This is a genomic window from Devosia sp. (assembly GCF_025809055.1).
GTDB lineage: Bacteria > Pseudomonadota > Alphaproteobacteria > Rhizobiales > Devosiaceae > Devosia.
The window spans coordinates 1,047,671-1,067,754 of sequence record NZ_CP075529.1 but is presented as its reverse complement, the minus strand read 5'-3'; the positions used below and the strand labels follow the sequence as shown (position 1 = coordinate 1,067,754).

At 61.3% G+C, this 20,084-nt stretch carries 27 protein-coding genes and 1 tRNA gene; 5 read left to right on the top strand and 23 right to left on the bottom strand.

Annotation, left to right across the window (positions count from 1 at the left end):
* Window positions 1-62: 62 nt before the first annotated feature.
* From KIT02_RS05275 to purC, 11 genes are all read right to left on the bottom strand, one after another.
* Window positions 63-689, bottom strand: a complete 627-nt coding sequence (locus KIT02_RS05275) for an HAD-IA family hydrolase (RefSeq protein WP_297583157.1) — start codon at window positions 687-689, stop codon at window positions 63-65.
* Window positions 686-1,075, bottom strand: a complete 390-nt coding sequence (locus KIT02_RS05270) for an HIT family protein (protein ID WP_297583154.1) — start codon at window positions 1,073-1,075, stop codon at window positions 686-688. The genes KIT02_RS05275 and KIT02_RS05270 overlap by 4 nt, the downstream gene beginning before the upstream one ends.
* Window positions 1,072-1,392, bottom strand: a complete 321-nt coding sequence (locus KIT02_RS05265) for a DUF6665 family protein (RefSeq protein WP_366520586.1) — start codon at window positions 1,390-1,392, stop codon at window positions 1,072-1,074. Before KIT02_RS05265 ends, KIT02_RS05270 begins: the two co-directional genes overlap by 4 nt.
* Window positions 1,393-1,398: 6 nt before the next feature.
* Window positions 1,399-1,632: a BolA family transcriptional regulator gene (locus KIT02_RS05260; RefSeq protein WP_297583151.1), complete on the bottom strand. Its 234-nt coding sequence runs from the start codon at window positions 1,630-1,632 to the stop codon at window positions 1,399-1,401.
* Between the two features lie 93 nt (window positions 1,633-1,725).
* Complete coding sequence (locus tag KIT02_RS05255; protein ID WP_297583149.1) at window positions 1,726-2,319, bottom strand: hypothetical protein; 594 nt, start codon at window positions 2,317-2,319, stop codon at window positions 1,726-1,728.
* A 90-nt stretch (window positions 2,320-2,409) separates the two neighbouring features.
* Entirely contained in the window at window positions 2,410-4,635 is a 2,226-nt protein-coding gene (gene purL / locus KIT02_RS05250; protein ID WP_297583146.1) for a phosphoribosylformylglycinamidine synthase subunit PurL, read from the bottom strand.
* Window positions 4,632-5,273 (bottom strand): Pr6Pr family membrane protein, encoded by a 642-nt coding sequence (locus KIT02_RS05245; RefSeq protein WP_297583144.1) that lies wholly within the window; start codon window positions 5,271-5,273, stop codon window positions 4,632-4,634. The genes purL and KIT02_RS05245 overlap by 4 nt, the downstream gene beginning before the upstream one ends.
* The gene (gene purQ / locus KIT02_RS05240) at window positions 5,273-5,941 is read right to left on the bottom strand and encodes a phosphoribosylformylglycinamidine synthase subunit PurQ (RefSeq protein ID WP_297583142.1); all 669 of its coding nucleotides are present in this window, start codon (window positions 5,939-5,941) and stop codon (window positions 5,273-5,275) included. The genes KIT02_RS05245 and purQ overlap by 1 nt, the downstream gene beginning before the upstream one ends.
* Before the next feature lie 271 nt (window positions 5,942-6,212).
* Window positions 6,213-7,283 carry an acyltransferase family protein gene (locus KIT02_RS05235; RefSeq protein WP_297583140.1) on the bottom strand — a complete coding sequence of 357 codons (1,071 nt, stop codon included), beginning with the start codon at window positions 7,281-7,283 and terminating at the stop codon, window positions 6,213-6,215.
* Window positions 7,284-7,538: 255 nt separating this feature from the next.
* Complete coding sequence (gene purS / locus KIT02_RS05230; protein ID WP_297583138.1) at window positions 7,539-7,781, bottom strand: phosphoribosylformylglycinamidine synthase subunit PurS; 243 nt, start codon at window positions 7,779-7,781, stop codon at window positions 7,539-7,541.
* An 18-nt stretch (window positions 7,782-7,799) separates the two neighbouring features.
* Window positions 7,800-8,564, bottom strand: a complete 765-nt coding sequence (gene purC / locus KIT02_RS05225; protein WP_297583136.1) for a phosphoribosylaminoimidazolesuccinocarboxamide synthase — start codon at window positions 8,562-8,564, stop codon at window positions 7,800-7,802.
* A gap of 207 nt (window positions 8,565-8,771) precedes the next feature.
* Between purC and KIT02_RS05220 the strand changes: the two genes are divergently transcribed.
* Complete coding sequence (locus KIT02_RS05220) at window positions 8,772-9,095, top strand: DUF1476 domain-containing protein (RefSeq protein WP_297583125.1); 324 nt, start codon at window positions 8,772-8,774, stop codon at window positions 9,093-9,095.
* 66 nt (window positions 9,096-9,161) lie between these two features.
* Here the strand turns inward: KIT02_RS05220 and KIT02_RS05215 are convergent, their stop codons facing one another.
* From KIT02_RS05215 to KIT02_RS05180, 8 genes are all read right to left on the bottom strand, one after another.
* Window positions 9,162-9,458, bottom strand: a complete 297-nt coding sequence (locus tag KIT02_RS05215) for a hypothetical protein (protein WP_297583121.1) — start codon at window positions 9,456-9,458, stop codon at window positions 9,162-9,164.
* A gap of 244 nt (window positions 9,459-9,702) precedes the next feature.
* Window positions 9,703-10,119 (bottom strand): GNAT family N-acetyltransferase, encoded by a 417-nt coding sequence (locus KIT02_RS05210; protein ID WP_297583118.1) that lies wholly within the window; start codon window positions 10,117-10,119, stop codon window positions 9,703-9,705.
* Window positions 10,119-10,670, bottom strand: coding sequence for an alpha/beta fold hydrolase (locus tag KIT02_RS05205; protein WP_297583116.1), 552 nt, complete (start codon window positions 10,668-10,670; stop codon window positions 10,119-10,121). Before KIT02_RS05205 ends, KIT02_RS05210 begins: the two co-directional genes overlap by 1 nt.
* Window positions 10,667-11,998 carry an adenylosuccinate lyase gene (gene purB / locus KIT02_RS05200; protein ID WP_297583114.1) on the bottom strand — a complete coding sequence of 444 codons (1,332 nt, stop codon included), beginning with the start codon at window positions 11,996-11,998 and terminating at the stop codon, window positions 10,667-10,669. The genes KIT02_RS05205 and purB overlap by 4 nt, the downstream gene beginning before the upstream one ends.
* Window positions 11,995-12,456 carry a FosX/FosE/FosI family fosfomycin resistance hydrolase gene (gene fosX / locus KIT02_RS05195; RefSeq protein WP_297583103.1) on the bottom strand — a complete coding sequence of 154 codons (462 nt, stop codon included), beginning with the start codon at window positions 12,454-12,456 and terminating at the stop codon, window positions 11,995-11,997. Before fosX ends, purB begins: the two co-directional genes overlap by 4 nt.
* Window positions 12,449-13,132: a ribulose-phosphate 3-epimerase gene (gene rpe / locus KIT02_RS05190; RefSeq protein WP_297583100.1), complete on the bottom strand. Its 684-nt coding sequence runs from the start codon at window positions 13,130-13,132 to the stop codon at window positions 12,449-12,451. The genes fosX and rpe overlap by 8 nt, the downstream gene beginning before the upstream one ends.
* Window positions 13,133-13,240: 108 nt before the next feature.
* Entirely contained in the window at window positions 13,241-13,582 is a 342-nt protein-coding gene (locus KIT02_RS05185; RefSeq protein WP_297583097.1) for a YciI family protein, read from the bottom strand.
* A gap of 70 nt (window positions 13,583-13,652) precedes the next feature.
* A complete protein-coding gene (locus KIT02_RS05180; protein WP_297583095.1) occupies window positions 13,653-14,054 on the bottom strand; it encodes a DUF1801 domain-containing protein in 402 nt (133 codons plus the stop codon).
* A 168-nt stretch (window positions 14,055-14,222) separates the two neighbouring features.
* On the opposite strand from KIT02_RS05180, the gene KIT02_RS05175 reads away from it, so the two are divergent.
* Together KIT02_RS05175 and KIT02_RS05170 are read left to right on the top strand one after the other, a co-directional pair.
* Window positions 14,223-14,960, top strand: coding sequence for a cytochrome c biogenesis protein CcdA (locus KIT02_RS05175; RefSeq protein ID WP_297583092.1), 738 nt, complete (start codon window positions 14,223-14,225; stop codon window positions 14,958-14,960).
* Window positions 14,961-15,076: 116 nt separating this feature from the next.
* Window positions 15,077-16,318, top strand: a complete 1,242-nt coding sequence (locus KIT02_RS05170) for a GNAT family N-acetyltransferase (RefSeq protein ID WP_297583090.1) — start codon at window positions 15,077-15,079, stop codon at window positions 16,316-16,318.
* Here KIT02_RS05170 and radC read toward each other — a convergent pair.
* Both radC and map read right to left on the bottom strand, forming a co-directional pair.
* Window positions 16,304-17,029 (bottom strand): DNA repair protein RadC, encoded by a 726-nt coding sequence (gene radC, locus KIT02_RS05165; protein WP_297583088.1) that lies wholly within the window; start codon window positions 17,027-17,029, stop codon window positions 16,304-16,306. The genes KIT02_RS05170 and radC overlap by 15 nt on opposite strands.
* On the bottom strand, window positions 17,029-17,862 hold the full coding sequence (gene map / locus KIT02_RS05160) for a type I methionyl aminopeptidase (protein ID WP_297583087.1): 834 nt from the start codon (window positions 17,860-17,862) through the stop codon (window positions 17,029-17,031). The genes radC and map overlap by 1 nt, the downstream gene beginning before the upstream one ends.
* A gap of 108 nt (window positions 17,863-17,970) precedes the next feature.
* On the opposite strand from map, the gene KIT02_RS05155 reads away from it, so the two are divergent.
* Both KIT02_RS05155 and gpt read left to right on the top strand, forming a co-directional pair.
* The gene (locus tag KIT02_RS05155; RefSeq protein ID WP_297583085.1) at window positions 17,971-18,744 is read left to right on the top strand and encodes a molybdopterin-binding protein; all 774 of its coding nucleotides are present in this window, start codon (window positions 17,971-17,973) and stop codon (window positions 18,742-18,744) included.
* A 68-nt stretch (window positions 18,745-18,812) separates the two neighbouring features.
* Entirely contained in the window at window positions 18,813-19,310 is a 498-nt protein-coding gene (gpt, locus tag KIT02_RS05150) for a xanthine phosphoribosyltransferase (RefSeq protein ID WP_297583081.1), read from the top strand.
* A 3-nt stretch (window positions 19,311-19,313) separates the two neighbouring features.
* On the opposite strand, the gene KIT02_RS05145 is transcribed toward gpt, so the two are convergent.
* Window positions 19,314-19,886: a chemotaxis protein CheW gene (locus KIT02_RS05145; protein WP_297583076.1), complete on the bottom strand. Its 573-nt coding sequence runs from the start codon at window positions 19,884-19,886 to the stop codon at window positions 19,314-19,316.
* 109 nt (window positions 19,887-19,995) lie between these two features.
* Window positions 19,996-20,080 (bottom strand) — tRNA-Leu (locus KIT02_RS05140).
* Window positions 20,081-20,084 lie beyond the last annotated feature (4 nt).

Sequence of the window (20,084 nt, the reverse complement as noted above, 5' to 3'; positions counted from 1 at the left end):
GCCGGCTTGAGCTGGGCCTTAAATAGGATAGGCAAGCCTGAGTGTCGAGTGGCGACGACCGATCAGAGTCGCTGTTTCACCCAGGGGTGATTGGTCAGGTCATCGACGGTGTCGAACAATGTGGCCTCCCATCCCGCCTTGCGAGCGCCTACAACAACCGCATCGGTGTCATCGAAGAACAGCGGTGGCCGATCATCTGGCCCAATTTTTTCATCGACGAACTTGTAAAAGCGCGGGTCAGGTTTGCGTGCACCGATGCGGGCCGAATAGAAGATATCGTCAAACAAGTCGCCCAGCTTCAGCACTGACCAGAGCCAGCTTGCCCGCATATGTTCCTGATTGGTGGCGATAAAGAGCCGGCAGTCGCCAGCTGCGCGCAGCTTGCGCACCACATCGATCACAGGCTGGTTGAGGTTGGAGTCTTTTTCCAGCCAGTAGCGGGCAAAAGCCATCGGGCTGCCCTTGTAGCCAAGCGCCGGCAAATGCTTCTCAAGCGCGTCGGTAAAGGCCATTTCCCCGACGACTACCTTTTTGACGAATGTCTCAAAGACGAACTCCTTGCGCAACCGGTCCGGATCGACGCCGGTATCGGCAAGCAGGTTTTTGTCCCAGGGAACGACACGTTCCGGGTTCGAGTGGTAGCCGTTGATTAACACCCCGTCGACGTCGAACAAAACAGCGCGCGTCATGGTCCCTCCTCGCTTTCCCGGCGCTTGAGCGGGTGACGAATGCCTTGCCCGGCGGTTGGTTCATGGGCGAAACGGGCAATGACGTGCAGATGGGTATGGCTCACGGTCTGCCCTGCTGCCGCGCCGACATTCCAGCCGATGGTGAAGCCGTCCGGCGCGGGCTCGGCCAGGCTTGCCTGGGCCAGGCCGAGGGCCAGCGGGAGTTCGGCCCATTCGGCACCTGTCATCTCGATGGGGGATTGGCTGTGTCGCCTGGGAATGACCATTGCCGCGTGGGGAAGCAATGGGTCCTGGCTTTTCAGGACATAGAACAGGTCCGTCTCGGAGACTGGGCTATCGACCAGCAAGCCGTTGTTCAGGCAGAACCGGCAGGGTTCCACACTCACTTTGGACGTGCCGGGATGGCGCCAAGGCCGTTCAAAACCTCAGGTGGAATGCCGAGGTCTCGGATTACGTCGTGATGCTTGCGGAAGCCGATCAGTTCGCGCTGCACGAAATAGGCCCAGACCGCCTGCTGAGCCTCACCCAACCAGAATGAACGGTCCTGGCTGGCGTTCAACTCCTGCAACGCCTTGATAACGCGGCGTTCGGCGGCACTCAGCGAACTGGCGCGCTCGGCCAGTATTTCATGCTCGAGTACCGATGTGCCGGCCTCAGGTCGGACCGTACGGATCAAGTCAAGCGAGTCGCGGAGGCCCGACACTAGATGTTAGTCCGGAACGCTTGTCTGGAGGGCAAGCGCGTGCAGGGCGCCGCCCATGTCACCCTGGAGGCTGTCGTAAACGAGCTTGTGCTGTTGTACGCGGGTCTTGCCGCGAAACTGCTCGGATTTCACCGCGGCGGCCCAGTGATCACCATCGCCGGCGAGGTCACGGATTTCCACTTCGGCATCGGGCAGGGCGGCCTTGATGCGGCGCTCGATCTCGTTGGCGTCCATTGGCATGTCCGGTCTCCCTGTTGGTCAAAAGGCGGTCGCGCAAGGCACGATCATGCCCCTGATATGGCATGCGTGCCCAGCCGCTTCAATATCGAGCGCCTATTGGGAAACAGGTTCGTCCGGCATCACCTCGGCTCCAACGCAGCAATTGGCGTCGGATCGGGTGGCAAAATTCGCGATGATGAAATCGACAATCGGACGCGCTTGGGCGGCCACTTCGGTGGCAAACATGCAGTCGAGCACATATCCACGCCCATTGGTCACCGTTTCGGTGTGCACCAGGGTCAGCGGGACGCCCATGGGTGAGTCGGTGCTGGCGCCATCGTAGAGCAGAGCAGTCGCGTCCTGATAGGCGGTGGTGGCCTTGGCCCCCAAGGCAAAGCCCGGGAGGGTCTCACCCCAGGCCGCATTGACTTCGCTATCCCCCAGTTCGGCCAGGGCTGTTTCTGCCGACCAGGCCGTATCCTCGACCGGAACCACGACCATTGTGCACTGCAAAGGCGCATTGGGATGATTGACGGTTACCGGCTCACCGGCTCCGCCCGAGGCGACCATGGGTTCTGGATAGATAAGGGTGTAGGGCTGATCAGGCAGGATGGAGCGGGTCACGTTCACGTTCTGCGCGAAACCTGCCGCCGGCATCAGGGCCGTCGTCAGGCTCACTAGGACGGCCAGGGGCCAATGCGTCTTCATCTATCCACTCCACACTTCACGGCCGCTTACCCGGGCAGCTTTGCCGCTCAAACAGAGGCGAACATATGGCAGGCGCGCACAATAGGTCCCTTAGCCGTTCATATAGCTGGGGAACCAGCCCTCATGTGCCGCCTTGAGGTCGGCCACCGCCACGGGGCGCGCGCCACCCAGAACGAGCATATCGCCGCCCGTGGATCCGATCCATGGCGCATGAATACCATGGCTTGCGGCTTCCTCCCAAAGGCCCGAAATTTCTTCGCCCTGGGGGTCGAGATTGAGTGTCACCAGGTATCGGCCCTGATCTTCGCCGAAGAACGTCAGCACCGGGTCGTTGCCATCGACGTCGGTCACCGTTGCACCCACCCCGCCGGCCATGGCCATTTCCGCCAGGGCGACAGCCAGGCCGCCGTCCGACAGGTCATGGCAGGCGGTGACAACGCCCGATTGGATGAGCTTGCGGACAAAATCGCCGGTCTTGCGCTCGGCAGAAAGGTCGACATCGGGGGCGTCGCCGTCGCGCCGGCCGAACAGATCGCGGAGATAGATCGATTGCCCCAAATGCGTGCCGCGCTGGGCGGGTCCGCCGATCAGCAGAATCGGCTGGTTGGCTGCGACGAAGCCGATGCGAACGCTCTTCTCCCATTCGGGCAACAGGCCGACGCCCCCAATGGTCGGTGTCGGCAGGATGCCGCGGCCATTGGTTTCGTTGTAAAGACTGACATTGCCGGACACGATCGGGAAATCGAGCGCACGGCAGGCCTCGCCGATCCCTTCGACGGCCTTGACGAACTGCCCCATGATTTCCGGGCGCTCGGGATTGCCGAAGTTGAGGTTGTCGGTTGCAGCCAGCGGCAGCGCGCCGGTCGCCGTCAGATTGCGCCAGCATTCGGCCACCGCCTGCTTGCCGCCCTCGAACGGATTGGCTTCGCAATAGCGCGGATTAACGTCCGATGAGAAGGCAAGGCCCTTGGTCTCGGCACCGTCCACACGGATCACGCCGGCATCACCGCCGGGACGCTGCATGGTATTGCCCTGGATCAGCGTGTCATACTGCTCATAGACCCAGCGGCGCGACGAGCAGTGATGCCCGCCGACCAGCTTGAGGAGCGCATCGGCCACGTCCATCTGCGGAATGTCGGTCACCGCGAGAGCGGCTGGTATTTTGGGTTCGGTCCAAGGCCGATCATATTCGGGGGCTTCATCGCCCAGTTCCTTGATCGGCAGATTGGCGACTTCCTCGCCCTGCCAGAGTACGCGGAAGCGGAGATCGTCGGTGGTCTTGCCGACAGTGGCGAAATCGAGTTCCCACTTCTCGAACACTTTGCGCGCGACTGCTTCCTTGTCGGGATGCAGAACCATGAGCATGCGCTCCTGGCTTTCGCTCAGCATCATCTCATAGGCCGTCATGCGGTCTTCGCGCACGGGCACCTTGTCGAGATCGAGTTCGATGCCCAGGTCGCCCTTGGCGCCCATTTCGACGGCAGAACAGGTGAGGCCCGCCGCACCCATGTCCTGGATGGCGATAACCGCACCAGTGGCCATCAGTTCGAGACAGGCTTCGAGCAGCCGCTTTTCGGTGAACGGGTCGCCCACCTGCACCGTGGGGCGCTTTTCTTCGATGTCGTCGCCGAATTCCGCCGAGGCCATGGTCGCCCCGCCGACGCCGTCCCGGCCGGTCTTGGCCCCGAGATAGACGACCGGCAGGCCGACACCTTCGGCTTTGGAATAGAAGATCTTGTCGGTGTCAGCCAGGCCTGCGGCGAAGGCATTGACCAGGATGTTTCCGTTGTAGCGCGCGTCGAACTCGACCTCGCCACCCACGGTCGGCACGCCGAAGGAATTGCCATAACCACCAACACCGGCAACGACCCCGGAGACCAGGTGCCGGGTTTTTTCATGGTCAGGTGAGCCGAAGCGCAGCGCGTTCATTGCCGCCACCGGGCGCGCGCCCATGGTGAACACGTCGCGCAGAATGCCGCCCACGCCGGTCGCCGCGCCCTGATAGGGCTCGATGAAACTGGGGTGGTTATGGCTCTCCATCTTGAAAACCACGGCCTGGCCATCGCCGATATCGACGACACCGGCATTTTCGCCTGGTCCCTGGATCACGCGTGGCCCCGTGGTCGGCAGGGTGCGCAGCCATTTCTTGGAACTCTTGTAGGAACAGTGCTCGTTCCACATGGCCGAAAAAATGCCGAGTTCGGTGTAGGTCGGTTCGCGTCCGATCAGGTCGAGGATCTTCTGGTATTCGTCGGGCTTGAGGCCGTGATTGGCGACCAGTTCGGGCGTAATGGCGATGTCGTTGCGAAGAGTCATGGAGAAACTGTCCGGGAGGTGCGGGCAAGGAGCGTGTCAGCAGCAATGACGAGTGCGGCCAGCACGGCTAGAAAAACGGTCATATAGACGGCGTTGATGCCAACCTGGGCATAGCCCAGTTCGACGGCATTCAGGATGGGATAGGGGTATTCCTGGACCCAGGCGCCACGGGACATGGCGTAAACGAAGTAGGCCAGGGTAGGCACGAGCATCCAGGGGAGGTCGCTCCAACGCAACAGGCCGTGGCGCTGCGTGGTGACCCACCAGGCCACGTAAACCAAGGGCGCGAGGTAATGCAGGATGATATCGGCGACAAGAAAGGCACCTTCGAGCGTCTGCAGAAAGCGCAAGACGAAGAACACGTAGAGCCCCACAAGCGCGATATTGGCGGCCATGAGTCCGCGCACAAGAGGTGTCCTGAACAATGATAGCCAGTTGGCTCTGGTCAGTGCCGAAAGGTAGACCAGAACCACCGCGATGTTGTTGAGAATGGTGTAGTACGAAAAGAAGTGCCCGAGAGCCCCGGGCACATCGCGACCATCGGCAAGCATGGCCTGCATCGAGATGGTGAACTGCAGGACGAGGCCCGCCGCGCCGAGCAGCAGACCCAACCAGGTCAGCGCGCGGCGCCGGTCCATTAGGCCACCTGCTTCAACGCGGCGGCGAACAGCGCCCGGCCATCGTCACCGCCATGTGCGGCCTCGATGAGGTTTTCGGGGTGTGGCATGAGGCCGAGGACATTCTTGCGGTCGTTGAACACGCCCGCGATGTCATTGATCGAGCCGTTTGGATTGGTCCCCTCCGCATAGCGGAAGGCCACCTGGCCATCGCCTTCGATCCGCGCCAGGGTCTCCGCGTCCGCGAAATAATTACCATCGTGATGGGCCACCGGGCAACGGAATACCTGGCCCTTCGAATAGCCCCGGGTGAAGTCGGTGTCGGAATTGACCACCTCGAGCTTCACTTCCCGGCAGACAAACTTGAGCGAGGTGTTGCGCATCAGCGCGCCGGGCAGAAGGCCAGCTTCGATCAGGATCTGGAAGCCGTTGCACACGCCCAGCACCTTGACGCCGGCCGCCGCACGTTCGCGCACCTTGTCCATGATCGGCGAACGCGCCGCGATGGCGCCGCAACGCAGGTAGTCGCCGTAGGAGAACCCGCCGGGAATGACGATGAGGTCGGTGTACGGCAAATCCGCATCCTGATGCCAGACTTTGGCTGGCGCCGTGCCGGAAATCTTGGTCAGCGCCGCGATCATGTCGCGGTCGCGATTGAGCCCGGGGAAGACGATGACGGCGGCCTTCATCGGTCGATCCTTTGTGTCGGAGGGGTGCGCGAGGCCCTTGTGGTGAGTCTTGCGGGAAAAGGCAAGGGTTTCCCTGCGTTGACCGGGGGAAATGGCGGACTCAAGAGGTGCGGGCGTGCGTGAGGCGGCACAAAAATAATCTGTCCTGCGGGCCTGTCGTGGAACCCGCGGCGCCAGCTATGAATTAGTTAATGCAGGCCATTGCTGCCTGCGACCTCCAAAGTCAGACTCCGGCCCATGCACTCCCGTCGGAGTCTGACATCAGGAGTGCCTATTCGGCCGGCCGAATCTCTGGCTGAGTGGTGGTTCTGGTGGGGGAGACATGGGCCCAGGCGGGCCGCTCGAACAGGAACTTTCCGATACCTGTTTTCTGTACCATCCACCAAAGTGCCAGCGGCGCCGCGATGGCCACCACCATGGTGACGAGGCTGACCAGGTTCGGTTCGTCGACGCCCAGTCGCAACAGGATCGTGCGGACGATGCCCATTGGCAATACGAAGGCCACATAGACCACCAGCGATTTCGAACCCATCCACCGCAGCCAATCCATCATTGGCACGCGGGTGAGTAGCGCAGCCGTGATCACGATTGCTGTCGAGCCGGCGAGGGCCAGGATCAGATGCAGGCCGGGCAGGGCGGCCCAACCCATCTGGATGTGGACCGGGTCCATGGCAAAGCCGGGCGAGAACACCATGAGTGCATTTGCGAGCGCCCAGGCCAGGAGCACGCCCAGTGCAGCCGCGATGTGCTGAGACGCCCAATTGGCAAGGTTGAAGAGCTGCGGCGCGAAGACGTAGCCGGCGTAGAAATAGACGTAGAAGGCCGCGAACTGGTCGACGAGGTAACTCCCCGTATGGATCGATGCCATCTGCAGGATCGCCGCGACGGCCAGGACCGCCCAATGCGGTGCCCGGATGTCGTGCAGCAGTTTGCTGACAAGTCCGAACACGCCAAGCATATAGATGAACCACAGGACCCCATAGGGTTCGATCACGGCCCAGGCGAGATAGCTCGCGGCCCCAGCGGGGTCGCCGCCCACAAGGGCAACCTTGAACACGATGTGGATCAGGGCCCAGAGGGCGTAGAAATAGAAGTAGTGGACGATGCGGCGATCGGCATAACTGCGCCAGTCGCGGTTGATTACACGCGACAGGAAAAGCCCGGAAAGCAGGAAGAACTCGGGCATTCGGAACGGCATGGCGAATGCGATCGTCCAGTGGAGGAAACCGATCTGTCCGGTGTCCTCGCCGACGCTCGATGCGCAATACATGATGACGACAAGAAAAATGGACAGGCCCTTGGCCATGTCCACCCAATCCAGCCTATCGATAGCCTTGTGCATTTCCGAACTCCCGCAACTGGCGGGAATATACCGGCGAGACCTTTCCAACCCCAGCCAAGCTTGGCCGCAGGCTTAAGAAAAGTGCTTAATGCTTAAGGCTTTATCTTTCCGGCTCAGACCGGAACGGAGGCATAGGCCGCAAACAGCAAGCCAAGCGAAGCGACAAACATGACGGAAAGGGCGATCTGGGTCTTGCGCATAGTCACACGGTCCTGCGCCAGAAAACGGCGCGAATGAAGTCTTAGCCCGAAGGCGTTAATTTGAAATTTCGATCGCGTAGTTTTCGATCACGGTGTTGGCGAGGAGCTTGTCACACATCGCTTTGATCTGTGAACGCGCTGCCTCGACATCGGTTCCCTCGACCTCAAGATCGAACACCTTGCCCTGTCGCACACCTGCAACACCGGAAAAGCCAAGGCTGGACAGGGAGCCTTCGATAGCCTGGCCCTGCGGATCGAGAACGCCGTTCTTGAGCGTGACGATGACGCGCGCTTTCATCGGTTCGGTTCCCCAAATCTACTGGACGAGGCGCGGACCGGTCGTCAGCGCATTGTCGGTTTCCACCAGGATGCCAAGGCGCTGCGCGACTTCGCGATAATTCTCGACGAGGCCGCCGAGTCCCTCACGGAAGCGGTCCTTGTCCATCTTGTTGCGGGTCTTGATATCCCATAGCCGGCAGTTGTCCGGGCTGATTTCGTCCGCCAGGACAATACGCATGAGGTCGCCCTCGTAGAGTCGGCCGACTTCGATCTTGAAGTCGACGAGCTGGATGCCGACCCCCATGAACAGACCGGTCAGAAAATCGTTGATGCGAACCGCAAGGCTCATGATGTCGTCAAGCTCGGCCGGATTGGCCCAGCCGAAGGCCGTGATGTGTTCTTCGGAAACCATGGGGTCGCCGAGAGCATCGTCCTTGTAGCAGAATTCGATGATCGAACGGGGCAGGCGGGTACCGGGCTCAAGGCCCAGCCGCTTGGCCAGTGATCCCGCCGCATAGTTGCGGACGATGATCTCGAGTGGAACGATCTCGACCTCCTTGATCAACTGCTCGCGCATGTTGATGCGGCGCAGGAAGTGCGTCGGGATGCCCAGATCATTGAGCTTGGTAAAGATGAACTCGGAAATCCGGTTGTTGAGGACGCCCTTGCCATCGATCACTTCGTGCTTGGCGCCGTTCCCGGCGGTGGCATCATCCTTGAAATATTGCACAAGCGTGCCCGGCTCCGGACCCTCGAACAGGATCTTGGCCTTGCCTTCATAGATTTTGCGTCGACGATTCATCTCGAATCCGCTGCCCGTTGAAAGGTGTGGTGGATTGGGCCGCTTCATGCGCCAGAATGGGAGAAAAAAGCAAGGGCTTTCCTCCCATGCGCCGCGCGCGGGGCACGGGGTCGCAGTAGCGGGCTGGCCGTTGATTTGCGCCAGCGAACCGCCTATGTCCATGGCGAGAGCCGTTTGGGCGGCGCCAACAGCCATTTGGGAGACACCATGAGCGGTTTCGACGAACGCAAGAAGGGCCAGGAAGCCAAGTTCGCCTTTGACGCGGAAAAGAAGTTTCGGGCAGAGGCGCGCCGCAACAAGCTGCTGGGTATCTGGGCCGCCGAACTGATGGGCCTTGAGGCAGAGGCCGCCAAGTCCTACGCGGCCGAAGTCGTGGCGTCCGATTTCCAGGAAGCCGGAGACGAAGACGTGTTCCGCAAGGTTTCGGGGGACTTGAAGGCCAAGGGCGTCAACGTCACCGACGAGGCGATTCGCGAAAAGATGCTGAGCCTCATCACGGTTGCCAGCGAGCAGATCGCCGCCGAGGGTTGATCGCCGACACAACGTCAAGAAGGGGGAGCCAGCAGTGCGCGGGCTCCCCTTTTTCATTGCGTAAGGTCAGCTAATGTCGATGCTCACCACATCGTGCGCCGAGCCATTGGCCTTCCAGTGAACAGTCACGCTCTGGCCAACCTTGAGGTCGGCGGGCGCCTTGAAGCCGGCCGGCAGGTAAAACCAGCTTCCGTCTTCCAGTTCGAGTGAGCGCGCCGTCGTGTCGAAGAACTTAACAACGCCGGTGGCGGTCTGTTCCGCGGCCGAGGACGCGGCGGCCACGGGCGCCGCATCTGCAGCGAAAGCGGTCACCGGCATGATGGTGATGAGGGCGAGAAATGCGGGAGCGATATATTTGCGCATGATGATGACTCCATCAGGCTGCGCGGGCCGTTGGGCCCTGATAGCCGGTTTTCTGGGGTCGTCGGGTCGCGGGCTCCTTCGGTCCCGCCGGCGTCTCCAAACCAGCGGTTGAAGGCTTAGGCCCGCGCCGCTGCCTTCTCAAGTTAACAAGATTTAATTCCGATTGCGGCAGCAGCGCCGCAATTTCAGCTGGTTGCGGCGGCTTTCGGGCGGCCCAATGGCGGCTTGTCCGGCGATCCGCGCTCTATGCGGGTTTCACTTTCATGGCCATGCCGATCGACGCCGGCATAACCGGCTCGAAGCCAAATTTCGCGTAGAGGTGACGTGCATCGCCGTCCGCAATCAGGCTGACATAAGCACCCGCTGGCGCGTTTTCGCCCAGGTGCTGCACGAGTGCCCCCATGATGAGCTTTCCGAGGCCCCGGCCATGGAAAGCAGGCTCCAGCGCGATGTCGACGATTTGAAATGCGGTGCCGCCGTCGCCGATGATCCGGCCCATGCCGACAGGTCTGTCCTGATGAACCAGGGTGACACCAAACCAGGTGTTTGGGAGGCCGCGCGCGGCTTGCTCCTCGGTCTTGGCGCTGAGGCCGGCCACGCGACGCAGGCGCAAATAGTCCGATATGTCGGGCGTTGTGGGGACGAGCGTGAACCCGTCCATCAAAGGCGCTGCATCAGGCGGGTGAACATCAGGAGCCCCTCGGGCCACGGACCATGTCCGGAATGGGTATTGATGTGCCCACAATTGCCGGCCTGGTGGAAATCGGAACCCCAGGCAGCGGCGTAGCCGGCCGCGCATTCCAATCCGCAGAATGGATCATTGTCGGAGATCACGAGGAGCGAGGGGAAGGGGAGCGGGTCGCGTGGCACCAGCCCAAAAGCGCGGGCCTCTTCAGGGACGTCGCGATTGCCTTCGATATCAGGCGGCGACACCAGAAGTGCGCCGCGCACCTTGTCCTTGGGGAAACGCGGGGCGGCCTGGACGACAGCAATGCACGCCAGGGAATGGGCGACGAGCACAACCGGGCGCCCAGCCAACTCGGCTGCCTTGACGATGGTATCCGTCCAGTCCTCGGGGTCCGGATCGTCCCAGTCGGCCTGTTCGACGATGGCTGCCGTGGACATTTTCTCCGCCCAGCGCACCTGCCAGTGGCCCTCGGAGGAATTGCCCAAGCCCGGCAGGATCAGGATATCGGCGTCGGCAATTCTCATGCACCAAACACTCGGCTAAAAATCGTCCCGACATGCTTGAGGTGATACCCATCATCGAACATGGCGTCGATTTGTGTATCGCTTAGAGTTACCTCCGGGTCGTTCTTAAGGTTTTGTGCGAACAAGCCGGTGCGGTTGCCGCGATGTTCCCAGACCTTCATGGCGTTTCGCTGGACGGCAGCATAACTGTCTTCGCGACTGTAGCCGGCCTGGGTCAATGCCAGCAGCACGCGCTGGGAATTGTGGAGGCCGCCGAGCAAGTCGAGGTTCTTGCGCATGTTCTCTGGATAGACCACCAGCTTGTCGATGACGCCGGTCAACCGTGCCAGAGCGAAGTCCAGCGTGATGGTGGCGTCCGGGCCGATCATGCGTTCGACTGACGAATGCGAGATGTCCCGCTCGTGCCAGAGCGCAACATTTTCGAGCGCCGGCGTGACCATGCCACGCACCAGGCGTGCGAGGCCGGTGAGATTTTCGGTCAGCACGGGATTGCGCTTGTGCGGCATCGCCGACGAGCCCTTCTGGCCGGGGGAGAAGTACTCCTCGGCTTCAAGGACTTCGGTGCGCTGTAGATGGCGGATTTCCACAGCGACGCGCTCTATCGAGCTGGCAATCACGCCCAGCGTTGCAAAGAACATGGCGTGGCGGTCACGCGGGATCACCTGGGTCGAAACCGGTTCGACGCTGAGGCCGAGCTTTTCAGCCACATAGTCTTCCACTGACGGATCGATATTGGCAAAGGTGCCGATGGCGCCGGAAATGGCCGCCGTTGCAATCTCGTCGCGCGCGGCGACAAGGCGGGCCCGGTTGCGGGCAAATTCCGCGTAGGCTTCGGCGAGCTTGACCCCAAACGTGGTCGGCTCTGCGTGAATGCCATGGCTGCGCCCGATGGTGATGGTGTCCTTGTGCTCAAGGGCACGCCGCTTCAATGCGGCCAGCAGCGCATCGATGTCGGCCAGCAGGATATCTGCGGCATTCTTGAGCTGCACCGACAGCGTGGTGTCCAGGATGTCCGAGGAGGTCATGCCCTGGTGCACGAACCGCGCATCCGGCCCCACGATTTCGCTGAGATGCGTCAGAAAGGCAATGACGTCATGCTTGGTGGTGCGCTCGATTTCGTCGATGCGCGCGACGTCGAAGCCGTAGTCGCCATGTTCGGCCTTGCGGGCGTTCATCACCTCCCAAATCTTGTCCGCGCTTTCCTTCGGCACCACGCCCAGTTCTGCCAGCTTTGACGTGGCGTGGGCCTCGATCTCGAACCAGATGGCGAAGCGGCTTTCGGCCGACCAGTTGGCCACCATTTCGGGACGGGAGTAGCGCGGAATCATGGGGTTAGGCCCTCAGCTTGCGAGTTTGATTCATCCGGCGGGCGGCCATAGCGCGCCAGGCGCTCGGGCAGGGTGCCGGTATGGAGTTCGAAAAGATGGTTGTCGCGATCGTGGAAATAGAGCGAACGGCCTTCGCCCGCAACCCTCGGCCGGCCCTCGCGCAGGTCGAGCCCAAAACCAGCGATCCGCTGCCTGTAGGTGTCGTAGTCGGCATCATCTATCTTGAACGCGATGTGATTGTAGGTGCGCGACGGCAGTGCCGGACCTTTCATGATCGCGATCCAGATGTCATCCGGTCCCAGAACAAGGAAGCGCTCCTCGGACAATGAAAATGTCGACGGGCCGCTGTCATAGACTTTTCGACCGCCAAGGACGCCGACCAGAATGGCCTCCATGGCGTCGAGGTCTTCGACGATGAAGGTCATGTGGCTGAGGCCCTGAATCTGCGGTTCAGGCATTGAGCGTGGTTGCCGCATCCCGAATGGCCTTGATCCGACCGGGATAAGTGGAAGGATCATTTCCGCCGAAGACGGATGATCCAGCGACGAGCACATTTGCTCCCGCTGCAACAATGTCCCGCGCATTGGCAGCGGTCACACCGCCATCGACCTCTAGATCAATGTCGCGGCCGCCGATCAGGGCTTTGGCCTGGCGGAGCTTGTTGAGACTTTCGGGAATAAAGCTCTGGCCACCGAATCCTGGATTGACGCTCATCACCAGCACCAGATCAACGTCGCCTATGACATGCTGGATGGCAGCAACCGGCGTTGCCGGATTGAGTGCCACGCCGGCCTTCTTGCCCAGAGCCCGGATCGCCTGCAAGGACCGGTGCAGGTGTGGGCCGGCCTCGGCATGGACGGTAATGATATCGGCTCCCGCCTGGGCGAAATCGGCCAGGTAGGGGTCAGTCGGGGCAATCATCAGGTGGACGTCAAACACGCGGTCTGTCACGCCACGAATGGACTTCATGACCGGAACACCGAAGGAAATGTTGGGAACGAAGTGCCCGTCCATGACGTCAACGTGGACATAGTCCGCACCCGCCGCAATCACGGCATCTACCTCGTCGCCCAGCCGGGAGAAGTCAGCGGACAGTATAGATGGGGCGATACGAAGCGGGCGGGCGGCGGTCATGGACACCTCAACCTTGGTCAGTTGCCGGTGCTGTATAGCGGGATTGGGGCAGGGGCAAGGGCGCAGGGCCAAGATTGTCGGCAACGGGCCCGGTAAACCCCTAAGACCTTAGTGGAACGGGCGGACTTCCACAGCGGCACGACAGGCAATTGCCGCCTTTCGTCCCCATGAGATCGCCGCATCGAGGTCGGGACAATCCAGCACCCAAAAGCCGCCAACGTGTTCCTTGCTTTCGATATAGGGGCCGTCGGTGACCAGCACGGATCCATCCGGATAGCGCAGCAGCGTGTGGGCATCCCTGACCGGCCGAAGCCCGCCGACAAACACACGAACGCCGGCTGTCACCATTTCGGTGTTGAGGTCATCAATCTCCCGATGCATGGCGGCATCTTCCACGGCTGCCGCGTCGTAGGTGTCTGGATGATGAATAGCGACGAGATAGTGTGTCATCTGAGCTTCCCCTAAGAGTGGCAGGTGCTGCACTTCAACGACGACCGAAGGCTTCCGATTTCGACATGTCTCAGCCGATACGATCCAGACGTCCGCGGTTTCGCATCAGATTCTTGTAGTCCCACTGAATCGTCCGGGCTTCGTCCAGCCAGGCGGATAGCGCCTCTCGATCTATCTGCTCGACCGATGTGTAGCGCACCTCGGCGGCCTTGAAGCTGCCCTCGCGCATCAGGCCCGGACTGGGGAATGATTGTCCGCTCCAAAACAGCACGCGGATGCAATCCTTGAGCTTGGAATAGCCCACGATCGGGTTCCCGGCGATGAACCATACCGGGTGGGCGTGCCAGATCTTGCTGTCGGCGTCATAGAGGCGTTCATCAATCACATCCCGCACCATTTCGCAGATGGTGCGATCAGGCGCCGAAAGCTGGCTTTGATACTCGTCGATGCTCGTGGCCTTGATGCGGTGCATGGCCCATCCTCCGTTCGGCCAGTTTGCGCCTGTCGGTGGCATCTGTGAACTGCAATGTGCGTCATGCCTTTGGCAGTCCGCGGCTCACATCCCTGCGATGCGACGCTGAGGCCGCTTGCCTTGTGCGCGATGAGCGCTAAACAGGAGCCGCAATCGGAGCGTCGATACGTGGAATTTTCCTTGCCGCTGGTGATCGGAGCCGGGGTGCTGAGCTTTCTCAGCCCCTGTGTATTGCCGCTGGTGCCGCCCTATCTCACCTATATGAGCGGGGCGAGTTTCGATCAGTTGCGCGCGGAATCGGCGACCTTGGGTGGCCGGCTGCAGTTGCGTGTCGCCGTCACGTCGCTGTTCTTCATTCTCGGTTTTTCGGTTGTCTTCGTCACGCTGGGCGCGACCGCAACCGCCTTCGGGCAGGTCTTCCGCCAATTGCTGCCGGTTCTGACCCCGATTGCCGGCGTGATCATCATTGCCATGGGTCTGCATTTTCTGGGCGTCTATCGCATTGCAGTTCTCGATCGTCAGTTGCGCCACAATGGACCGGGTGTTGCGTCTGGCCCCCTTGGCGGCTTCCTGCTCGGCCTGGCCTTTGCCATTGGCTGGACGCCGTGCATCGGACCGGTTCTGGCGGCGATCCTGTCTGTGGCTGCAAGCCGCGAAACGGCCTGGGAGGGGGCATCCCTGCTCGGGCTGTACTCGCTAGGCCTGGGGATTCCTTTCTTCCTGGCCGGAATAGCCGTTGGGCCATTCCTCGCTTTTTTTCAGGGTTTCCGGAAATATCTGGGGCTGATCGAAAAAATCATGGGCGGCCTGCTGGTGCTCACCGGCCTGCTGTTCCTGACCGGCAATTTTACCCGCATTTCCTACTGGTTCCTGGAAACGTTCCCAGTGTTGGCCACCTTCGGGTAAGCCAGGCTTAACCCTGCCCTCAAATTGCAATGCCAAATCCGCTGGTCCCGGCGCATGTTCAGGCTCGGTTTACCGCTGTCACACAAGAGTGATCGGGAACCAGCCGGGGGGTAATTGTGACTGCCGATACGTCGATCGCACCAGCCATGTTGCCGACCGCAGTCGAGGCCGAAGCCGCCTCGGCGAGCCGGACAACCACGCGCTGCGAAATCGATGTGACCGTCACCAGCCGCATCGAGGATGTAGAAAACGTCTGGCGCGAACTGTCGGCAGGCGACATCGAATCCCCGGGCCAGAGTTATGATTTTATCCGGCAGTGGGTGCGCCACCAGGCCATTCCAGAACGCAATCAACGCTACGTAGTTGGCCGCGTCGATGGCCAACCCGTTGCCCTGCTGCCGCTGCACCGCCGCCGTGTCCGGGGTGTTTCCGTCTTCACCTGGTTTCCGGGCTCGCATGTGGGCTGTTACGCACCCGTGGCCAATTATTCCCGCCTTGCCGCCTTAGGCGTCCTGGGTCGGGCGGCGCTCTGGCGGTCCATGACCGGCCAATTGACCGGCGGAGATCTGGTGTATCTGCGAGCGGTTCCCGTCGAAACGGGAGAGCACATCGGCCTGTTTGAGGAACTGGGCAAGACGCTCGACATCGAAACGCTTTATCGGGCCCGTTTCACCTCATGGGAACAATGCGATCGCGAACAGCGATCAAAGTCCCGGCGCAAGCACGACCGCCAGCAGGGCGATCGGCTGGCCGCCTTGGGAGAAGTCGAGTTCGAAGAAGTGCGCGATGCAACGCGCATGCCGGCGATCATCAGTACGATGTTCCGCCAACGCTCGGCCCGGTTCCGAGCACAGGGTATCCGGGACATCTTCGTCGAAGATGGGCTGATTGCGTTCTATCACGGGGTTGCAGCGGCGGAATCGGGCAATGACGTGCGGGTGCACGTTCTCAAGCTCAACGGCGACATTGTCGCGGTGCGCTACAATGTCGTGCATGGCAAGCGCATGTTCTGCCTCATTTCCTCGATGAGTGAAGACATGTCCATCCAGGGCGGGTCGCCCGGCAAGCAGTGCCTCTTGCGTGTCATGCAAACAGTCTTCGAAGATGGCATCGAAGTTTTCGACATGGGCCTCGGTTACACGGACGAAAAACGTCATTGGTGCAACCGGCAAATTCCATTGCGACAGCACTATGTCGGCCTCAATCGGAGAGGCGACGCCATCGTTGCGGTCCACCGCACGCTGCAGCGCCTGCGGGCCTGGGCCAAGGCGAATGACTCAGTGAAGTCCGCCAGCCGCACCCTGCGGCAGGCCGCCAATCGGGTCCTTGGCCGCAAGACCGCTTCAGATGAGCTTTAGGCCACGCAGAGAAGCGTGCCCGTTCTTTCCGATAATGATGTGATCGTGCAGGGTGATACCCAACGGCTTGGCCACGTCGGCAATTTCCCTCGTCATGCGCACGTCGGCAGAGGAGGGGGCAGGGTCCCCCGAGGGGTGATTGTGAACGAGGATCAGCGCCGTCGCCGACAGTTCCAGAGACCGCCGGATCACCTCGCGCGGATAGACGGGAGTATGGTCAACCGTACCAGTCTGCTGAACTTCGTCCGCGATCAGCCGGTTCTTCTTGTCGAGGAACAGGATCCGGAACTGTTCGACCGATTCATAGGCCATCTGGCTGCGGCAGTAGTCGATCAACTGGCTCCAGGAGGACAGGATCGGCTTTTCGGCGTCGATCCTGTCCCGGCCGAACCGCGCTGCGACGGCCTGGATCACCTTGAGATGGGCGATCGAGGTTTCGCCGAGACCCTTTACCTGGCTTAGCCGGGCTTCGCTGGCGTTGAAAACTGCGGAGAATGATCCGAATTCGCGGAGCAGCGTCTTGGCCATGGCTTTGGTGTCGCGGCGCGGAATAACCAGTTGCAGAGCCAGTTCCAGAAGCTCGTAGTCTTCCAAAGCATCGCCGCCGACCTTGAGAAAGCGCTCCCGTACGCGCTGGCGGTGGCCGGCGTGATCGTCGGCTTCGGGAGCCGGAAAGCTGGCCTCGGCGAACTCGTCCGGGCCGTTGCTCATCAGGCGGCCCGATTGGCCAGCGGATTGAACAGACCACCGGGTGACAGGGTGAATATCTCGCACCCCGTCTCCGTAATGCCGATGGAATGTTCGCATTGGGCCGAGAGGGTTCGGTCGCGGGTCACCGCAGTCCAGCCGTCGCCAAGGATTTTCACATGGGGGCGGCCCAGGTTGATCATCGGCTCAATGGTGAAGATCATGCCCGGCTTGAGTGGCACCCCGGTTCCCCGCGTCCCGAAATGCAGGATGTTTGGTTCGTCATGGAAGAGGCGACCGAGCCCGTGCCCGACAAAATCGCGAACTACGCTCATGCGCTCGGCCTCGGCGACTTCCTGGATCGCGGCACCGATATCGCCCGTCGTGTTGCCGGATCGGGCCGCCGCGATGCCGGCCTCAAGGCTAGCATAGGTGACTTCAATCAGGCGTTCGGCTTTGCGCGACACTTCGCCCACCGCGAACATGCGGCTCGAGTCGCCATGCCAGCCATCCACCACCAGCGTCAGATCGATATTGACGATATCGCCGTCGCGCAGGGGTCGGTCATCAGGAATGCCGTGGCAGACGACGTGATTGATCGAGGTGCAAAGGGAGTGGCGGTAGCCCTTGTAGAAAATGGTCGCCGGGACGGCCCCATTGTCACGCGCAAATTCATAGGCAATCTGGTCAAGCTTCGCGGTGGGCACGCCCGGTTCGACAAATTCGGTGAGAATGTCGAGCGCTTGCGCTGTCAGCGCCCCGGCCTTGCGCATTCCGGCAAAGCCTTCTTCCCCATGCAGCGGGATAACTCCGGGGGTTCGGCGCGCCTTAGACGCAGCGTCGACATATGTAATCATCGTGGTTTCTCCTGCGGGCAAAATAGGATGGCCGGATCGCCTTGGGAAGGGCGCTTGACTCGATCCTGCGGCTATGGGCATCCAGTTGTCCCCACTGGGACCAAGGCCATGATCCAAGATAACCAACGTATCACCGCCGGCATGATAGTGATCGGCGATGAAATCCTCTCCGGTCGTACCAAGGACGTGAACATAGGCGCCGTCGCCGATTTCTGCACGGACCTCGGTATCGACCTCACCGAGGTCCGGATCGTTTCCGACGACATGGATTCCATTGTCGAGGCCGTAAATGCCCTCAGGAGCCGGTTCACCTACGTCTTTACCTCAGGCGGCATTGGTCCAACTCACGACGACATTACGGCCGATGCCATCGCCAGGGCCTTTGGGGTCGCTTTGCCGATCAATGCCCAGGCTCGCGAAATGCTGGAATCGCGCTGGAAGCAAACGGGCACCGAGGTGAATGAGGCGCGCCTGCGTATGGCGCGCATTCCCGAGGGGGCCGACCTCATCGTCAATTCCGTCAGCGCAGCGCCCGGGTTCCGGATCGGCAATGTCCATGTGATGGCTGGCGTGCCGGTCATCATGCGGGCGATGCTGGAAGCGCTCGCGCCCACGCTCAAGGGTGGACGCAAGGTCCTTTCGGTCACGATCAGGGCCGCGGTCGGAGAAGGCACGGTGGGCGGGCCCCTCGGCCGTCTGCAGGAGGAATTTCCGGACGTGAAAATGGGATCCTATCCGCAAATGGGCCGGGATCGGGTGATGACTGAGCTGGTCTTGCGCTCTGCGGATGAACCTCGTCTCAATGAGGCCGCGGCCAGGGTTCGAGACATGGTCGCTGCCGCTCATGCCAAGGCGGGGATCATGCCACCTGACTCGGAATGATTGGCGTTCCCGTCCGGCTTTGCTAAGCACGGTTCCAACATGAGCCTTTCGACTCCCAGGAGAGTTACGTGAGCAATCCCAACCAGAAGTCCTTTCCCGTCACCTGGGATCAGTTTCATCGCGACAGTCGCGCCCTGGCCTGGCGGCTGACTGGCCTTGGTCCGTTCGATGCGGTTGTCGCCATTGCGCGCGGCGGGCTTGTCCCGGCCGCCATCGTGGCCCGTGAGCTCAATATCCGCACTGTTGAGACGGTCGCGGCCAAGAGCTACGACCACCAGAACCAGGCCGGTATCCAGATTCTCAAGGAAATCAGTCAGCCTGTGTTCGATATCGCCAGGCAGGGCGGGAAGATCCTGATCGTCGACGATCTGGTTGATACCGGTAACACGGCCCGTGCGGTTCGCGACATGCTGCCCAATGCGCATTTCGCCACTGTCTATGCCAAGCCCAAGGGCCGGGAGATGGTTGATACCTTCATCACCGAAGTCAGCCAGGACACCTGGATATTCTTCCCCTGGGACCTGGATGTCGCTTATGTGGCGCCGATCTCTGGCGGCACGGACTGACGGTCAGGCGACGTCAGCCTCCTCGTCGTGTTCAGGCACATCGCGCACAAGGTCATCAGCCCACTCGTCCATCGCGGCCGCATCTGGTGACGCCATGCTGTGGCTGCGCACGGATGCCTCATCGAGAATGAAGATCAACTGATCTCCGGCGCGTGCCACCGCCGAAAGGAACCGCGCGGAATTGCCTTCGATCTCCGGAACGCCGAGCAGATTGTCGTCGGTCACCGGCACGATGTCGGAGACGCTGTCGACAAGCAGGCCCATGTCCTGCCCGCCGTGGGACATCACGAGAATGACCTGGCCCGTTCCGGAGGTCGCGGAAACGCCCTGACAGCCGATGCGCAGCGCAAGGTCATGAATGGGCACGACCTGCCCGCGAATGTCGATCACGCCGAGCATGTCGCGTTTCTGCGCCGGTAGGGGGGTGGCCTGGACCGAGGTGCGAATTTCTCGGATCGACATGATGTCGATGCCGAATAGTTGCCCGGCACAGCGAAACGTCACGTACTGGCGGGCATCGGCCCCGGCGCCATGGTCGAGGCCGTCTCCGGCCATGTCGAATTGCAGATTTGCCATTGCCCCCACTCCGCTGGCCGCACGAAGCGGCGCTTTCGGCCCCAGATGCGGATATCCGCACTGGAATGGTGCCCGAAAAAAGTTTCGGTGGTGTTATCCGCCTCGGGAGTGGTGCGGGCGGCGGGAATCGAACCCGCAAGGCTATCGCCGAGGGATTTTAAGTCCCTTGTGTCTACCAATTCCACCACGCCCGCTTGG

Coding starts and splice junctions, on each gene's coding strand:
- KIT02_RS05245 (WP_297583144.1), bottom strand. CDS start 5,273: ATGGACCGGCGCCGCGCGCTGACCTGGTTGGGTCTGCTGCTCGGCGCG.
- KIT02_RS05210 (WP_297583118.1), bottom strand. CDS start 10,119: ATGGACGGGTTCACGCTCGTCCCCACAACGCCCGACATATCGGACTAT.
- KIT02_RS05145 (WP_297583076.1), bottom strand. CDS start 19,886: ATGGCAAATCTGCAATTCGACATGGCCGGAGACGGCCTCGACCATGGC.
- KIT02_RS05180 (WP_297583095.1), bottom strand. CDS start 14,054: ATGCACCGCATCAAGGCCACGAGCATCGACGAGTATCAAAGCCAGCTT.
- KIT02_RS05205 (WP_297583116.1), bottom strand. CDS start 10,670: ATGAGAATTGCCGACGCCGATATCCTGATCCTGCCGGGCTTGGGCAAT.
- KIT02_RS05255 (WP_297583149.1), bottom strand. CDS start 2,319: ATGAAGACGCATTGGCCCCTGGCCGTCCTAGTGAGCCTGACGACGGCC.
- KIT02_RS05185 (WP_297583097.1), bottom strand. CDS start 13,582: ATGACACACTATCTCGTCGCTATTCATCATCCAGACACCTACGACGCG.
- purB (WP_297583114.1), bottom strand. CDS start 11,998: ATGATTCCGCGCTACTCCCGTCCCGAAATGGTGGCCAACTGGTCGGCC.
- fosX (WP_297583103.1), bottom strand. CDS start 12,456: ATGCCTGAACCGCAGATTCAGGGCCTCAGCCACATGACCTTCATCGTC.
- KIT02_RS05260 (WP_297583151.1), bottom strand. CDS start 1,632: ATGCCAATGGACGCCAACGAGATCGAGCGCCGCATCAAGGCCGCCCTG.
- purL (WP_297583146.1), bottom strand. CDS start 4,635: ATGACTCTTCGCAACGACATCGCCATTACGCCCGAACTGGTCGCCAAT.
- purS (WP_297583138.1), bottom strand. CDS start 7,781: ATGAAAGCGCGCGTCATCGTCACGCTCAAGAACGGCGTTCTCGATCCG.
- map (WP_297583087.1), bottom strand. CDS start 17,862: ATGATTACATATGTCGACGCTGCGTCTAAGGCGCGCCGAACCCCCGGA.
- KIT02_RS05235 (WP_297583140.1), bottom strand. CDS start 7,283: ATGCACAAGGCTATCGATAGGCTGGATTGGGTGGACATGGCCAAGGGC.
- purC (WP_297583136.1), bottom strand. CDS start 8,564: ATGAATCGTCGACGCAAAATCTATGAAGGCAAGGCCAAGATCCTGTTC.
- KIT02_RS05275 (WP_297583157.1), bottom strand. CDS start 689: ATGACGCGCGCTGTTTTGTTCGACGTCGACGGGGTGTTAATCAACGGC.
- KIT02_RS05220 (WP_297583125.1), top strand. CDS start 8,772: ATGAGCGGTTTCGACGAACGCAAGAAGGGCCAGGAAGCCAAGTTCGCC.
- KIT02_RS05215 (WP_297583121.1), bottom strand. CDS start 9,458: ATGCGCAAATATATCGCTCCCGCATTTCTCGCCCTCATCACCATCATG.
- purQ (WP_297583142.1), bottom strand. CDS start 5,941: ATGAAGGCCGCCGTCATCGTCTTCCCCGGGCTCAATCGCGACCGCGAC.
- radC (WP_297583088.1), bottom strand. CDS start 17,029: ATGAGCAACGGCCCGGACGAGTTCGCCGAGGCCAGCTTTCCGGCTCCC.
- KIT02_RS05155 (WP_297583085.1), top strand. CDS start 17,971: ATGATCCAAGATAACCAACGTATCACCGCCGGCATGATAGTGATCGGC.
- rpe (WP_297583100.1), bottom strand. CDS start 13,132: ATGACCGCCGCCCGCCCGCTTCGTATCGCCCCATCTATACTGTCCGCT.